At 71.2% G+C, this 13,340-nt stretch carries 13 protein-coding genes and 1 pseudogene; 11 read left to right on the forward strand and 3 right to left on the reverse strand.

The annotated features are described in order from the left end of the window. On the forward strand, positions 1–99 hold a 99-nt coding region (locus ACZ4Z5_RS29860), incomplete at its 5' end, for a peptide-methionine (R)-S-oxide reductase (RefSeq protein WP_468268776.1). Positions 100–189: 90 nt separating this feature from the next. Further along, a pseudogene (locus ACZ4Z5_RS29865) lies at positions 190–261 on the forward strand (peptide-methionine (R)-S-oxide reductase); the annotation flags it as partial. A 184-nt stretch (positions 262–445) separates the two neighbouring features. On the opposite strand, the gene ACZ4Z5_RS29870 reads toward ACZ4Z5_RS29865, so the two are convergent. Together ACZ4Z5_RS29870 and ACZ4Z5_RS29875 are read right to left on the reverse strand one after the other, a co-directional pair. Further along, entirely contained in the window at positions 446–691 is a 246-nt protein-coding gene (locus tag ACZ4Z5_RS29870; protein WP_468268558.1) for a DUF397 domain-containing protein, read from the reverse strand. Then, positions 688–1,509 (reverse strand): helix-turn-helix domain-containing protein, encoded by an 822-nt coding sequence (locus ACZ4Z5_RS29875; RefSeq protein WP_468268779.1) that lies wholly within the window; start codon positions 1,507–1,509, stop codon positions 688–690. Before ACZ4Z5_RS29875 ends, ACZ4Z5_RS29870 begins: the two co-directional genes overlap by 4 nt. 162 nt (positions 1,510–1,671) lie before the next feature. Between ACZ4Z5_RS29875 and ACZ4Z5_RS29880 the strand changes: the two genes are divergently transcribed. From ACZ4Z5_RS29880 to ACZ4Z5_RS29915, 8 genes are all read left to right on the forward strand, one after another. Continuing rightward, positions 1,672–2,118 carry an ATP-binding protein gene (locus tag ACZ4Z5_RS29880; RefSeq protein ID WP_468268561.1) on the forward strand — a complete coding sequence of 149 codons (447 nt, stop codon included), beginning with the start codon at positions 1,672–1,674 and terminating at the stop codon, positions 2,116–2,118. A gap of 677 nt (positions 2,119–2,795) precedes the next feature. After that, positions 2,796–4,820, forward strand: coding sequence for a hypothetical protein (locus ACZ4Z5_RS29885; protein ID WP_468268564.1), 2,025 nt, complete (start codon positions 2,796–2,798; stop codon positions 4,818–4,820). Positions 4,821–4,924: 104 nt separating this feature from the next. Continuing rightward, a complete protein-coding gene (locus tag ACZ4Z5_RS29890) occupies positions 4,925–6,181 on the forward strand; it encodes an extracellular solute-binding protein (protein WP_468268567.1) in 1,257 nt (418 codons plus the stop codon). Next, the gene (locus ACZ4Z5_RS29895; protein WP_468268570.1) at positions 6,178–7,137 is read left to right on the forward strand and encodes a carbohydrate ABC transporter permease; all 960 of its coding nucleotides are present in this window, start codon (positions 6,178–6,180) and stop codon (positions 7,135–7,137) included. Before ACZ4Z5_RS29890 ends, ACZ4Z5_RS29895 begins: the two co-directional genes overlap by 4 nt. Then, positions 7,137–7,940, forward strand: coding sequence for a carbohydrate ABC transporter permease (locus ACZ4Z5_RS29900; RefSeq protein ID WP_468268573.1), 804 nt, complete (start codon positions 7,137–7,139; stop codon positions 7,938–7,940). The genes ACZ4Z5_RS29895 and ACZ4Z5_RS29900 overlap by 1 nt, the downstream gene beginning before the upstream one ends. A gap of 16 nt (positions 7,941–7,956) precedes the next feature. Beyond that, positions 7,957–8,652 (forward strand): amidohydrolase family protein, encoded by a 696-nt coding sequence (locus tag ACZ4Z5_RS29905; RefSeq protein WP_468268576.1) that lies wholly within the window; start codon positions 7,957–7,959, stop codon positions 8,650–8,652. Positions 8,653–8,671: 19 nt separating this feature from the next. After that, the gene (locus ACZ4Z5_RS29910; protein WP_468268579.1) at positions 8,672–9,424 is read left to right on the forward strand and encodes an amidohydrolase family protein; all 753 of its coding nucleotides are present in this window, start codon (positions 8,672–8,674) and stop codon (positions 9,422–9,424) included. A gap of 341 nt (positions 9,425–9,765) precedes the next feature. Continuing rightward, a complete protein-coding gene (locus tag ACZ4Z5_RS29915; RefSeq protein ID WP_468268582.1) occupies positions 9,766–10,926 on the forward strand; it encodes a DegT/DnrJ/EryC1/StrS family aminotransferase in 1,161 nt (386 codons plus the stop codon). Positions 10,927–10,958: 32 nt separating this feature from the next. On the opposite strand, the gene ACZ4Z5_RS29920 is transcribed toward ACZ4Z5_RS29915, so the two are convergent. Then, the gene (locus ACZ4Z5_RS29920) at positions 10,959–11,927 is read right to left on the reverse strand and encodes an LLM class flavin-dependent oxidoreductase (RefSeq protein ID WP_468268585.1); all 969 of its coding nucleotides are present in this window, start codon (positions 11,925–11,927) and stop codon (positions 10,959–10,961) included. A gap of 185 nt (positions 11,928–12,112) precedes the next feature. Between ACZ4Z5_RS29920 and ACZ4Z5_RS29925 the strand changes: the two genes are divergently transcribed. Beyond that, positions 12,113–13,081 (forward strand): dihydrodipicolinate synthase family protein, encoded by a 969-nt coding sequence (locus ACZ4Z5_RS29925; RefSeq protein WP_468268588.1) that lies wholly within the window; start codon positions 12,113–12,115, stop codon positions 13,079–13,081. Positions 13,082–13,340: the final 259 nt, after the last annotated feature.

Raw genomic sequence — 13,340 nt, forward strand, 5'->3', positions numbered from 1 at the left:
CTCGGCCATGTCTTCGAGGGCGAGGGCTACCCGACGCCGACGGACCAGCGGTACTGCATCAACTCGATCTCGCTGCGGCTGGAGCCGGCCGAGGACTGAGGTCCGCGCCTTCCGGGCCGGCATCCCCCGTGCGAGTGACGCAGAGGGCTCGCGGAGATCCGGCGCGAGCAGTCGCTGACGCAGAAGGACGTGGTCCGGACCAAGGTGTGTTGCGCGAGGTGCGGCTCGCACCTCGGCCACGTCTTCGAAGGTGAGGGCTACCCACCCCCGACGGACCCAGCGCTACTGCATCGGCTCCATCCGTGGTCTTGCGTGGGTATCCCCGGCTTCAGCCGGGGAGGGAAACGCATCCTTGCCCCGGAGGCGGAGCCAACGCGTCAGCGTCGAGCCGGCGGAACTGCCGATGGGAATCACCCGTGGTGCGGTAGGGGCGTGCGGGGTGGGGTCAGGCCTGGGCCGCGTAAGAGACGAAAACGGTCCAGGCGGCGGGGGAGAGGGCGAGCCGGGGCCCCTGCTGGTCCTTGGAGTCGCGGACGTGGACGGTGGTGGGGCAGGTGGCGACCTCGACGCAGTCGTCGCCGGAGCCGCTGCTGTGGCTGGACTTGTGCCAGGAGAGGGCCACTTCGACGCAGTCGCCGGAGCCGCTGCTGCTGTAGCTGCTCTTGAACCAGGCCAGTTCGGTCGTGTTCATAGTTCTCCTCGCATCCGCCGCAGCAGGCTCACCGAGTCGTCCAGGGAAAGAGCCTGTGACCGCATCCTGGCATACCGCATCTGGAGAGTGCTGACCACTTTGGGGTCGGCGATGAGCTGCCCGCTCTCCTGCCCCTCGCAATAGGCGAGCCATTTGTTCTCCGGGGTCTCCAGCAGCTGCATTGGACCGTGCAGCCCCGCGTGGTCCTCCCGTACCAGCGGCATGACTTGAATCTCGATGTTCCTCAGCTCGTTGAGGTCGAGAATGTGGTCGATGAGGTCCCTGGTGACCTGCGTCCCGCCCGTGCGTCGCAGCAGCAGATGCTCTTCGAGGATGAAGCTGTACGCCGTGTTCGGCCGCTCCCGCAGTAGCCGCTGACGTTCAAGCCGCGCCACCAGCTGAGCCTCGATCTGCTCGTCCCCGAGCGGCGGAAGCTGATTGACGAAGAGCGTCCGCGCGTACGCCTCGGTCTGCAACAGGCCCGGAATCAACCGGCATTCGTATGTGCAGAGGCTGAGCGCCACCGCCTCCAGCCTTGCCCAGCGGCGGAACCATGCCGCCAGCCCCGGCTGCCGCGACAGATGCAGCGCCGCCCTTCGCAACGCCCCCGTATTGCCCAGGGCGGCTTCCGCGAGCTCCACGAACTCGTCGTCCGGCATGCGACGCCCCAGTTCGACCGACGCCACCGTGTGCTTGGAGAACCGCACCAGCGGCGCGAACTGCTCCCGGCTGAGACCTGCGTGCTCGCGCAGCGCCTGAACCACCGCGCCGAACGTCCTCAGACTGTCCGAGGACTCCGGCTCCACACCGTCCGTCATGTCGGCCACCTCCCGCACTCCTGCACTGCCCCGCCGCCACTCCCAACCGGGTCATCGTCACGGGCAGTTACGCGTACGGTCCACCCCGCGTGCGCGTACGCTGACGCAGCGTACACGGCTCCTGCCTGGAGAAAGGGCTCGCGCGCAGGCCACATTGGGGGCATGACGCTCCCCAGCACCGACCAACAGGCCGTTACCGTACGTGTGTTCACGCAGAGATTCAGCTCGACATCGCGAGGCGCGCGGCTCGCCCGGCATCTCGCGCTCCATCAGCTGGACGGCTGGGGCATCCCGCACGGGACCGAGGCGTCCGACATCGTCGCCGTGCTCGTGGCGGAGCTGGCGGCGAACGCGGTGACCCACGGGCGCGTACCGGGCCGGGACTTCGAGCTGTGCATCATCCGCACTCCGGGAACCGTCCGCATCGAGGTCTCCGACACGCGCGGCGAGCGCCGTCCGCCGGGGCCGGGAGAACTCGCCGTGCCGCTTCCCGGCGCCGAGAGCGGCCGGGGGCTGGTGCTCGTTGCCGCTCTCGCGGACCGGTGGGCGGTGCTCGACCGCTTACCCGTCGGGAAGACGGTCCGCGTGGAACTGGACTTGCCGCAATGACCCGACCTGGCCCCTGCACCCCGGTCAGGAGGGTTACTTCCCGGCCGGTGCTGCGCTCCACTTCGCGGGGAGCGTCCTCGACTTCCAGCGCGTGCCCGGTGCGTCGTGATCCGGGTGCGTGGGTGTACGGGCCGTTCGAAGGGTGCGGTCACGGGGCCACATCTTTCGTTGCGTCTGCTGCCTGCCGGAAAACGATCTCCTGGTTCCCGGCTGCCCATCAACGCGACGATCTGCGAAGGACTCCTTGGCCGGACTCAACGATCGGGCAGCGGTGGCCCGGCAACGTCCGCCGCGGCCCGTACGAACTCGCGTACGCGCTCGCACGGGGGGAGATCCGCCCCGGGGCGACTTCCGGACGGCGAGGGGATGGATTCCGGCCCGGAAGCTGCCGGCCGTGCCGCTATCACGCCGTACCCGGAGCCGGAAGACGTCCGGACCGGCCACGGTCCGGCCCGTCCGTCCGTGTACCGGAGTATCCCCTGTTCAGGCGCGTGTGACGGTCCGTCACCGCGGGAAGGATCGGTGTACGTGTCAGCCTGATGGCTGACACTCGGGAGGGCGACCGCGTGCCGGTCCGAATGACCAGGGGACCGGCCGGTACCGTTGACGCCCCATGAGGTGCGGCGTATCACTTTCGGCTAGTGCCGTAACTCGCTTCCCTTGGAGGTGTTCCGTCTGTGGCGACGCGACGTGCGTTCCTCGCCGGCTCGACCGCAGTTCTCTCCGCCTCTCTCCTGCCCATAACTGCCACGCGCGCCGAGGCCGCCGGGAGCCCGCTGATGCGCGAACCCGCACTGCTGGGAGTGCCGCTCGCGGACGTGCTGCTCCTGGGAGGCGCCGTCGCACCGGGACCGAACGGTGCGGCGGCGCTGTGGAACGTGTCGACGGGCAAGCCCGCGTACCTCAACGCCGTCGATCCCGCGACCGGTGAACTGCTGGTCAGCGCACCCCTGACGGGAGGTGACGGCTCATGGGCGGTGACGGCCGGGCCGTCCGGGGTGTACGCCGGCACCTACGGCAACGCCCACCTCTACCGCTGGAGCCCTGGCGGCGGGAACACCGCCGAGGACCTGGGCCTCCCGGTGGCCGGGCAGACGTTCATCTGGAGCCTCGCCACCGACGCCGACGGCAAGGTCTGGGGCGGCACCTTCCCCGGCGGCAGGCTCTTCCGCTACGACCCGGCGAACGGTACCGTCCGGGACTTCGGCCCGCCCGTGCCCAGCCAGACCTACGTCCGCAGCATCGCCTGCTGGGGCGGCAAGGTGTACACCGGCTCGCAGGCCGAGGCGCACATCGCCGAACTCGACCCGGCGACCGGCACCTTCACCGAGCTGCCTCCGCCGCCCGGACTCGGCAGCATCGTCGGCAAGGCCGTCTACGACCTCAACGCCTACGACCACCGCCTCTACGCCCGTATCGGTTCGGAGGCGCCCAGCCCGCTGTTCGTCCTCGACCTCGCCACCCGCACCTGGTCGGAGCCGATCCCCGAGGCCCACGGCCTGCACGTGTCGTCGCCCGACCCGGACGGCTCGGTGTACCTCATCCAGAAGGGCGAGCTGCGCACGTACGATCCGCGGACCGGAGCGCTCGCCGGCACCGGGCTCGCCTTCAGCGGGAAGGTGCAGAACTGCCGCTCCCTCGGGTGGGCCGAGCTGGGACTCCCGGACTATCCGGGGCGGAGCGTCGTCGGCACCCTCTGGCGCGGCGAGATGTTCCGGTACAACCCCACGACCGGGGCCCACCAGATCCTCGACACCAAGATCCGCAAGGAGCCGGTCGAGATCCTCTCGCTGGAGCGCGGCGAGCGGAAGTCGATCTACGTGGGCGGCTTCCTCAACGGCGGTCTCGCCACGGTGAAGACCTCGGACGGCAGTGAGGAGTTCCGCCGCTTCGGGCAGATCGAGGCCATTCTGCGCGCCTCCGACGGCACCGTGTGGCTGGGCCAGTACCCCGAGGCCCGGCTCTACCGCTACAAGCCCGGCGAACCCTGGAACAGCCCCGAGTACTCGCCCGGGCCGCCCGGATCCGCCGTCAACCCCGAGATGATCTTCTCGCTGCGACCTCAGCTCCAGTCACGCGCCCGCTGCCTGGCCGAGGTCGACGGCAAGATCGCGGTGGGAACCGTCCCGGACGGCAACCGCCTCGGCGGCGGCCTCGCGATCTACGACACGGAGACCGGCGAGTGGAACTTCACCCGCAACGTGGTGCAGGACCAGTCGATCCTCGCGCTGACGGGCTATCAGGGCGTGGTGTACGGCGGTGCCTCCATCGCCGGCGGACTCAGCACCACCCCGCCCACCCGGCGGACCGGGGCACTCTTCGCGTACGACGCACACACGAAGGCCAAACTCTGGGAGATCGAGCCGGTCGAGGGCGTGGGCACGGTCAGTGCCGTCGCCATCGGGCCCGACCGCCGGCTCTGGGCGCAGGCCGGGCACACGCTGATCGCCGTCGATCTCGCCACCCACGAGATCGTGGAGCGTCTGGAGCTGGGCACCCGGAGCAACAACGGCACGATCGTCGTCTCCCGCGGCAAGCTCTACGTCAGCGTGGACGGCGCGCTCATCTTCCGGGTCGACCCGTTCTTCCCGCAGCGCGACCCCGCCCTCGTCGTGAACTTCGCCCACCGCAGGCTCACCGCGCACGAGGGACGCCTGTATTTCAGCCGCGGAGCGGAGCTCTACACGGTCGATCCGCGGTGACGTCTCCGGCCCATTGACAGCCCAAAACCACGCGGCTACTTTCGGCCCAGGCCGAAAGTAGCCGGGCTCCGCGCACCTTCCTCCAAGGCCTTCCGGAGGCCCTCATGAAGACAGGCTTCACACGCGCCACCGGTCCGCTCGTTCTCCTCGCCCTGGCCTCCGCACTCACGGGCTGCGGCGGCGACAGCGGCTCCGCGTCGAACAGCGTCACCGTATGGATGTACCCGGTCATCGCGGATCCCAAGGCCAACACGGCCTACTGGGACCGGATCGAGAAGGACTTCGAGAAGGCCGAGGCCGGAACCGACCTGATCGTCGAACAGCAGCCCTGGGAGAACCGCGACGAGAAGCTCGCCACCGCACTGGGCAGCGGCAAGGGCCCCGACGTGGTGCTGCTCGGCCCCGACCAGGTCCCGCAGTACCTGAGCAACGGTGCCATCCGGCCCGTCGACGCGGCCATCGCGGACACCAAGGACACGTTCCTGCCCGGCGCCCTCGCCGCCATGACGCAGAACGGCAAGGTCTACGCGGCCCCGATCTACCACACCGTCACCACGACGATGTACAACAAGAAGCTCCTCGACAAGGCGGGCATCACCAAGCCCCCCGCCACCTGGGACGAGATCAGGGCTGCGGCACCCAAGTTCAGACAGGCCGGCGTCGCCACCCTCGACTACTCGGCGAGCAACGAAGCCACCCTCAACCTCAACTTCTACCCGCTGCTGTGGCAGGCGGGCGGCTCGGTCTTCTCCCCGGACCGCAAGAAGGCCGCGTTCAACGGACCGGAGGGCGTCGCCGCCCTCACCTTCCTGGTCGACCTCTACAAGTCCGACGGCATCCCCCGGACCGCCCTCGGCAACACCAACGTCTTCGCCGACCACGCCCTCGGCAAGCAGCAGGCCGCCATGGGATTCACCAACACGCTCGCCGACGCGGCGGCCGCGGCCAAGGCATGGGGCCCGGAGAACGTCGTCGTCGGCGAGCCGCTCACCAACGTCAAGCAGGTCGGCTTCGGCATCCCCGGCGGACTCGGCATCAACTCCAAGTCCGACAACGTCAAGGGTGCCGAGAAGTTCCTCGCCTTCATGACCCGGCCGGCCCAGATCCAGAGCATCGGCAAGGCCACCGGCTACCTCTCGCCGCGCACCGACGTCGTCGTGCCCAGCGACGCCCCGTACGCCAAGGAGTTCCAGGCCGCCCTCGCCAAGGCCTCGCCCGGCGAGCCCAGCCCCGTCGCCCGCCAGCTGATGTCGCTGATCGCCCCCGAGATCCAGGCCGCGCTCACCGGCAAGAAGAGCCCCAAGGAGGCCCTGGACGCGGCGGCCGGACAGGCCGACGACCTTCTGGCACGGCAGCGTTGACGACGGGCACGGCCGGCGAGAGGACCGCCGGTCTTCCCGCCGGCCCGGCCGCCCCCCAGGGCGGACCGGGGCCGGCGCGTCCCGGGCGCTCGGTCCTCCACCGCCGCGAGGCCCGCATTGGACTGCTGTTCGTCGCACCGATGCTGCTGCTCTTCATCGTCTTCCGCTTCCTGCCGACGTTCGGCGCAGCGTTCCTCTCGCTGACCGACTACCGGCTGAGCGGTGAATGGACGTTCATCGGCGGGGAGAACTACCGCAGGCTGCTCCACGACGACCTCTTCTGGTCCAGCCTGCGCGTCACCACCCTCTACGCGCTGGTCTTCGTCCCGCTCACGGTGTGCCTCTCCCTCGGCACCGCCCTGCTGCTGCACCGCGCGATCTGGCTGCGCGGCCTCTTCCGCGGCGTCTTCTTCCTGCCCTACGTCACCAGCATCGTGCTGGCCGCCGTCATCTGGAAGTGGATCTACGACGTCGAGGACGGCCTTCTCGACGCCGCGCTCGGCGCCGTGTCCCTCGGCCCCGTCGACTTCCTCGGCGACGAGTCCCTCGTGCTGCCGTCGATCGCCGTCACCTCGGCCTGGAAGGGCTTCGGCTATTCCATGCTGATCCTGCTCGCCGGACTCCAGTCGATCCCCCGCGAGGTCACCGAGGCCGCCGTCATCGACGGGACCAGCGGCTGGCAGCGGTTCCGCTGGGTGACCCTGCCCCTGCTGCGGCCGGTGCTCTTCTTCGTCCTCGTCATCGAGGCCATCGGCGCCTTCCAGGTGTTCGACGCGATGTACGTGATGACGGCCGGCGGCCCCGTACGCGCCAGCTACTCGCTCGTCTACCTGCTGTACGACACGGGTTTCAAGTTCTTCGACTTCGGCTACGCCAGCGCGATCGGACTGGTCCTGTTCCTCGTTGTCCTGGTCTTCTCCCTGATCCAGCGCCGCCTCATCGGACAGGAGGACTGATGGCCCGGCTGCGCCTGCCCGTCCTGCTCGTCCTGGTCGCCGTCGTCACCATGACCCCGTTCGTGGTGATGGTGCTCGTCGCGTTCGCCCCGCCCGGCGGCAAGACCCTGCCCGGCGCCCTCGACCTCACCCGCGCCACCTGGCAGAACTTCTCCGACGTCCTCGCCGGCGCCGACATCACCCGCTGGGCCGTCAACTCGCTGGTCTACTCGCTGGTGTCCGTCGTCCTGATCCTGCTGCTCTCGTCGATGGCCGGATACGCCTTCGCCAAGAAGAGGTTCCCCGGACGGGAAGTGATGTTCTGGTCGTTCCTGGCGACGCTGATGGTCCCGTTCCAGGCCACCCTCATCCCGTACTTCATCCTCGTCTCCGAGATGGGAGGGGTGAACACCTACTGGGGCCTGATCGTGCCCACCCTCGCCAACTCCCAGGCCGTCTTCCTCATGCGGCAGTTCATCCGCCAGCTCCCCGACGAGCTCTTCGAGGCCGCGAAGATCGACGGGGCGTCCGAGTGGCGCATCTACAGCCGTCTCGTGCTCCCGCTCATCACGCCCGTCCTCGCCACGCTCGGCGTGTTCGTCTTCCTCTGGCACTGGAACGACTTCCTCTGGCCGCTCGTCATCGGGCAGTCCCCCGAGATGCAGACCCTCACCGTCGGCCTCGCCACCCTGGAGGGCGAGAACGTCGCGGTCAACCAGATCATGGCCGGCGCCACCATCACCGTCCTCCCGTGCCTGCTCGTCTTCGGCCTGCTCCAGCGCTACCTCACCGACTCCATCGCCACCACCGGCCTGAAATCCTGACGGTGACCCACAGAACATGACCGTGACCGACATCAACCGGATCCTCGGGCCCGTGCCGCACGACGACGTGCCCAGCGCCGACCCCGCCGGGCTGGTCCGCGAACTCGACCGGCTGCGCATCGACACCGCGTACGTCGTGCACGCCCACGCCCTCTACGGGGACCCCCGGGACGGGAACGCGGCGCTGGACGGCCTCGACGGCACCCGGCTGCGCCCCGTACCCGTCCTCGTCCCCGGCCCCCTCGGCACCGGGGACTGGACCGGCCAGGGCGGGCTCGTCCGGCTCTGTCCCGCGGAACACGGATGGAACCTCACCGGCCGGCACGGTCTCGCCCTCGCCGCGCAGCTCACCCGCGCCGGCACCACCGCACTGCTCTCCCGCGAATGCGTCAGCGCCGACGAGGTCGACCGCCTGGCCGCCACCGGGCTGCGGCTAGTCCTCACCGGCACCGGCTACCGCATCCTGCGCGAACTGGCCGAACTCCTGGAGGAACACCCCCACGTGCACGTCGACACCTCCACCCTCTGCGGCCACGGCCAGGTCGAATGGCTCGCCCGCCGGTACGGCGCCGAACGCGTCCTGTTCGGCACCGGCGCCCCCGTCACCGACGACGCGGGCCCCCGCTTCCTGCTCGACACCCTCGACCTGCCCGACACCGACACGGCCCTGATCGCCGGCGGCAATGCGCGGCGGCTCGCGGCGGCGGGGTGACCGCGCCACCGTGGACTTCATGAACGTCATCGACGCACACGCCCACCTCGGCCGCTGGTCCGCATTCGCCGTCACCGACGGCTCCGCGGAGAGCCTGGTCTCCGTCATGGACCGCTGCGGCGTGGACGTCGCCTGCGTCTCCCACCTCCTCGGTGTGGGACCCGATGCCCGCGCCGGGAACGACCTGCTGCTCACCGCCCTCGACCGGCACCCCGAGCGCCTCCTCGGCTACGCCGTCTTCAACCCGCACGACCCGGAGGGGCCGTCCCGGCTCCGCGACCTCCTCGACACCCCCGGCGTCGTCGGGGCCAAGCTCCACCCCGAGGTCCACCAACTGCCCCTCGACCACCGGCAGTACGCCCCCGCCTTCACCGCCGCCGCCGAACGGGGCCGGATCGTTCTCGCCCACAGCCAGTACGCCAGCCCCTGGTCCGACCCCGCGCTCTTCGCAGCAGTCTCCCCCCGCTACCCGGGGCTGCCGGTCCTGATGGGGCACGCGGGCCTGTGGACCGAAGGCTTCGGACCCGCCGTCGAGGCCGCCGGGAAGTCCCCCGACCTCGTGCTGGAGATCTGCGGGTCGAGGATGACCGCCCGGCACCTCGTCCGGCTGGTCGCGGAGACCGGCGCCGACCGCATCGCCTTCGGATCCGACGCCGTCTTCCTCGACCTCCGCGTGGGCCTCGGCCGCGTCCTGCTGGCCGACCTCGACGACCCGGACCGCGCCCAGATCCTGCACGGGACCATGGAACGCCTGCTGAAGGGCCTGCGGTGACCGACGACGGCGATGACGTGGGGGCCGGCACCGAGCCCGTGAAGCCGACGATTGCCGAGCGGCCGGCCGGTGCTGCAGGGCTGCATGTCACGGGGTGGCCGGTTACTGCCGAGCGGCCGGCCGGTGCTGCAGGGCTGCATGTCACGGGGCGGCCGGTCACCGCCGAACGGCCGGTCGCCGGTGGCCGCCGGCACACCGCCGAACGGCCCGCCGCCGTGGACCCCGGACGGCCGGCCGGCGCGGACCCCGGACGTCCCGCGGCGGCCCCGGAGCCTCGCCCGGCGCCGCCGGCCCGGCCGGATCCGGGAACGCATCCTGGAACGCACGCAGAAAGGGGCACCATGACCCCGGTACGCACCGAACCCTGGCCCGAGTGGCCGCCGCCCGCCACCGAGGAGCAGCGCGCGGGGCTGCTCCGGGTGCTCGACAGCGGACGCTGGGGCGCGACCAGCGGCACCGAGACGGCGGCCTTCGCCGAGGCCTTCGCCGGGACCGTCGGGGTCCGCCACGGGGTCTGCACCGTCAACGGGACCGTCGGGCTGTTCCTGGCGCTCCGCGCGCTCGGCGTCCGTCCGGGCGACGAAGTGATCGTGCCCGCCTACACGTTCGTCGCGAGCGCCACCGCCGTCGTCCTCGCCGGTGCGACACCGCTCCTCGCGGACGTACTGCCGGACACTCTGCACCTCGATCCGGATGCGGTCGGCCGGCTCGCGGGACCCCGCACCCGGGCCGTCATGCCCGTCCATCTGGCCGGCGCCCCCGTGGACACCGACGCCCTCGCGGCCGTCGCATCCCGGCACGGCCTCGCCGTCGTCGAGGATGCCGCACAGGCCCACGGCGCGTCCCGCCACGGCCGTCCGGCCGGGTCGCTCGGGGACGCGGCCGTGTTCAGCTTCCAGTCCAGCAAGGCCATGACGGCGGGTGAGGGCGGCATCGTGGTCACCGACGACGACCACACCTACGAACGCCTCTGGTCCCTGCACAACGTCGGACGATCGCTCCAGGGCGGCTGGTACGAGCACCCCGAACTGGGCTGGAACCTCCGTATGACCGAGTTCCAGGCCGCCCTGCTGCGTCCCCAACTCGCTGTACTTGATGACCAGTTGGACCACCGTGCCGCCCGGGCCGGGACCCTGGCCCGGGAACTGGAGGCCGTCGGCGGACTCACCCTGCTGCCCGCCCCCGTCGGCACCACCCGCCACACCTGGCACCTCGCCATGCTCCGCTACGACCCGGAGGCCTTCGGAGGCCGCAGCAAAGCAGAGTTCCTCGCCGCCATGGCCGCCGAAGGCATCCCCCTCGACGCCGGATACCGCTCCCTGGCCCGGGAGGCGGCGCTCGGCCCGTACACGGCCGCCGCGCACTGCCCGGTCGCCGACGAGGCGGACCGCACCGTCGTCTGGGTCCGGCAGCAACTGCTGATGGCGGACGACCGGGCGATGGCGGACATCGCGGAGGCCGCGCACAAGGTCCGGAACGCCTTCCTGAAGGGGGCACGGTGACGGACCGGCCTCGGCCGGTCCGTCACCGGGGCTCAGCCCAGCAGTTCGCCGAACGCCTCGATGGCGCGCAGCGCGTCCGCCTGCGGCATCCCCGGCGGCTGGATCCGCAGCACCACGCCGTCCGCGCCCATCGCCTCGTACTGCGCCAGCCGTTCCGCGCACTGTGCGGGTGAGCCGATCACCGAGCGGGCCGCGATGTCGTCCCACTGCTGCGCGTACCGGGCGGCGTCCGCGGAGGTGCGCTTCCAGTCGCCGTAGGCGTCGTACAGGGCGCGCAGCGGCGGTTCCAGTGCGGCGCGGGCCTCCTTCGTGGTCGGCGCGCAGTAGCCCTCCCGGCAGACGATGACGTCCGCGCCGAGGCTGCCCGCCCCCCGCGGGTACGAGCGGTACTCGGCGATCTTGCCGGGCAGTTCACCGTCCAGCTCGTTGAACGACGTCGTCCAGCCGTCGCACATCCGGGCCGTGCGCTCCAGCGCCGCCGGGACCCGGCCGCCGTTCCAGATCCGCGGTCGTGGGCCCTGCACCGGACGGGGTGAGAGGAACGCCCCGTCGAGGGAGGTGAACCGGCCGCGGTACGTGACCTCGTCCTCGGTCCACAGCCGGGTCACCAGCTCCAGGCACTCCGTGAACCGTGCGACCCGCTCGGCGGGTTCGGTGCCGTAGAGCGTGAACTCCTCGGGCCGGTAGCCGAGGACGAACCCGGCCGTGAGCCGGCCGCCGGACAGCACGTCGATGTGCGCGAGCGTCTCGGCGAGCCACACCGGGTGGTAAACGGGCGCGATGAGCCCGGCCGTCGCAAGGCCGATCCGGTCGGTGTGCGCGGCGAGGTACGCCAGGGAGGTGACCGCCTCGTGGTAGCCCGGACGGTGCAGGTGCCGCTCGCCCAGCACCACCCACGCGAACCCGGCCTGTTCGGCGAGCCGCACCTGTTCCACCGCGTCGGCGAGCCGTGGCCGGTCCGCCGGGTCCGCATACAGATTGACGTAGAGGCCGAGACGCATGGCGCGGCTTCCTTCCTTTACGGTCCGGGCCGTAAAGGCTAGCGTGTCCGCGACGGCGGAAACAGCACGGCGGAAACGGCACGGCGGAAACAGCACGACCGGGATGACGGTGACGGGCGGTCGAGGACGGCCGCCCGCCGACCGAAGGCACCCGGACCCCGGAACGAGGAAGGCAGGGGCGGCGCATGTCCACGACCGAGGACCTGGCGGGCCGGCTGCGCGGCACACTGCTGCCCGCCGTGCTGACCCCCATGGACGGTATCGGCACCGTCGACCTGCGCGCGCTCCGCGCCTATGCGGAGCGGATCGCCGCCGGGCGGATCGGGGGAGCGGCGGTCTGGGCGCACACCGGCCGCGGCCTGTATCTGTCCGCCGCGGACCGCCGCAGGGTGCTCACGGTGTGGCGGGACACGCTGGACGTGCCGATCGTCGCCGGGGCCGGGGTGCCGCGTTCGGCCGCCGGAGCGTCCCTGGAGGCCGCGGAGGAGGCCACGGTCGCGATGGCCGCCGAGGCCGCGGAACTGGGCGCCGACGCCGTCATGGTCTATCCGATCGCCCGGTACGCCGAGCTGCCCGACGGCGAGAACCGTGCCGTATGGCTCCACGAGCGGGTGGGCGTCGTGACCGGGCTGCCCGTCCTCGGTTTCCTGCTGCACGACGAGGGCGGCGGCTACCCGTACCCCCCCGCGCTGATCCGGCGGCTGCTGGAACTGCCCGGTGCGCTCGGTGTCAAGATCGCCACCCTGGACCGGGCGGTGGCCTGCCAGGACGCCATCCGTGCGGCGCAGGACAGCGGTGCCCTGCGGGCCACCGGCGAGGACCGGATGTTCGGCCCGTCCCTGATGTGGGGTTCCGACACGGCGCTCGTCGGCATCGCCGCCGCGCGGGTCGGGCTGACCAGCGCGGTGCTCGACGCCTGGACGGCGGGCGACGCCTCCGCGTTCGTCCGGGCCTCCGCCCGGCTCGACCGCTTCGCCGAGGCCACGTTCCTCACACCGATCGAGGGCTATGTGCAGCGCATGCTGTGGGCCGCGGTCTGGGAGGGCCTGCTCCCCGAGGAGGCCGCTCAGGACCCGTACGGGCCGGTCCTCGCGCAGAGCGAGCGGCTGGCCGTCGTCGCGTGTCTGGAGGAGCTGGCCAAGGAGCAGGACTGACAGTCCGGGCCTGTCCCCGGGCCCCACACACTGCCCGGGCCTGTTCCGGGGCCGCCGCCATGCTGTCGGGGCTTGTTCCGGGGCCGCTGCCATGCTGTCGGGGGCCTGTCCCGGGCCGCTGCCACGCCGTCCCGGGCACGCGCCGGGCAGCTCCCACCCGGTTCCCGCCTTTTCCTGGGCGGGCCGGGGCACTATCCTCGCCACCGACATGGTTATGGCCCGGACCGAAAACCATTCCCGGCCAGACTTTCATCCCGGC

It is taken from the genome of Streptomyces sp. NPDC030222 (genome assembly GCF_055573115.1).

Excerpts from the sequence above, each read along its gene's own strand:
- ACZ4Z5_RS29870 (WP_468268558.1), bottom strand. The coding sequence starts at position 691 with ATGAACACGACCGAACTGGCCTGGTTCAAGAGCAGCTACAGCAGCAGC.
- ACZ4Z5_RS29910 (WP_468268579.1), top strand. The coding sequence starts at position 8,672 with ATGAACGTCATCGACGCACACGCCCACCTCGGCCGCTGGTCCGCATTC.
- ACZ4Z5_RS29890 (WP_468268567.1), top strand. The coding sequence starts at position 4,925 with ATGAAGACAGGCTTCACACGCGCCACCGGTCCGCTCGTTCTCCTCGCC.
- ACZ4Z5_RS29905 (WP_468268576.1), top strand. The coding sequence starts at position 7,957 with ATGACCGTGACCGACATCAACCGGATCCTCGGGCCCGTGCCGCACGAC.
- ACZ4Z5_RS29925 (WP_468268588.1), top strand. The coding sequence starts at position 12,113 with ATGTCCACGACCGAGGACCTGGCGGGCCGGCTGCGCGGCACACTGCTG.
- ACZ4Z5_RS29915 (WP_468268582.1), top strand. The coding sequence starts at position 9,766 with ATGACCCCGGTACGCACCGAACCCTGGCCCGAGTGGCCGCCGCCCGCC.
- ACZ4Z5_RS29880 (WP_468268561.1), top strand. The coding sequence starts at position 1,672 with ATGACGCTCCCCAGCACCGACCAACAGGCCGTTACCGTACGTGTGTTC.
- ACZ4Z5_RS29920 (WP_468268585.1), bottom strand. The coding sequence starts at position 11,927 with ATGCGTCTCGGCCTCTACGTCAATCTGTATGCGGACCCGGCGGACCGG.
- ACZ4Z5_RS29900 (WP_468268573.1), top strand. The coding sequence starts at position 7,137 with ATGGCCCGGCTGCGCCTGCCCGTCCTGCTCGTCCTGGTCGCCGTCGTC.
- ACZ4Z5_RS29875 (WP_468268779.1), bottom strand. The coding sequence starts at position 1,509 with ATGACGGACGGTGTGGAGCCGGAGTCCTCGGACAGTCTGAGGACGTTC.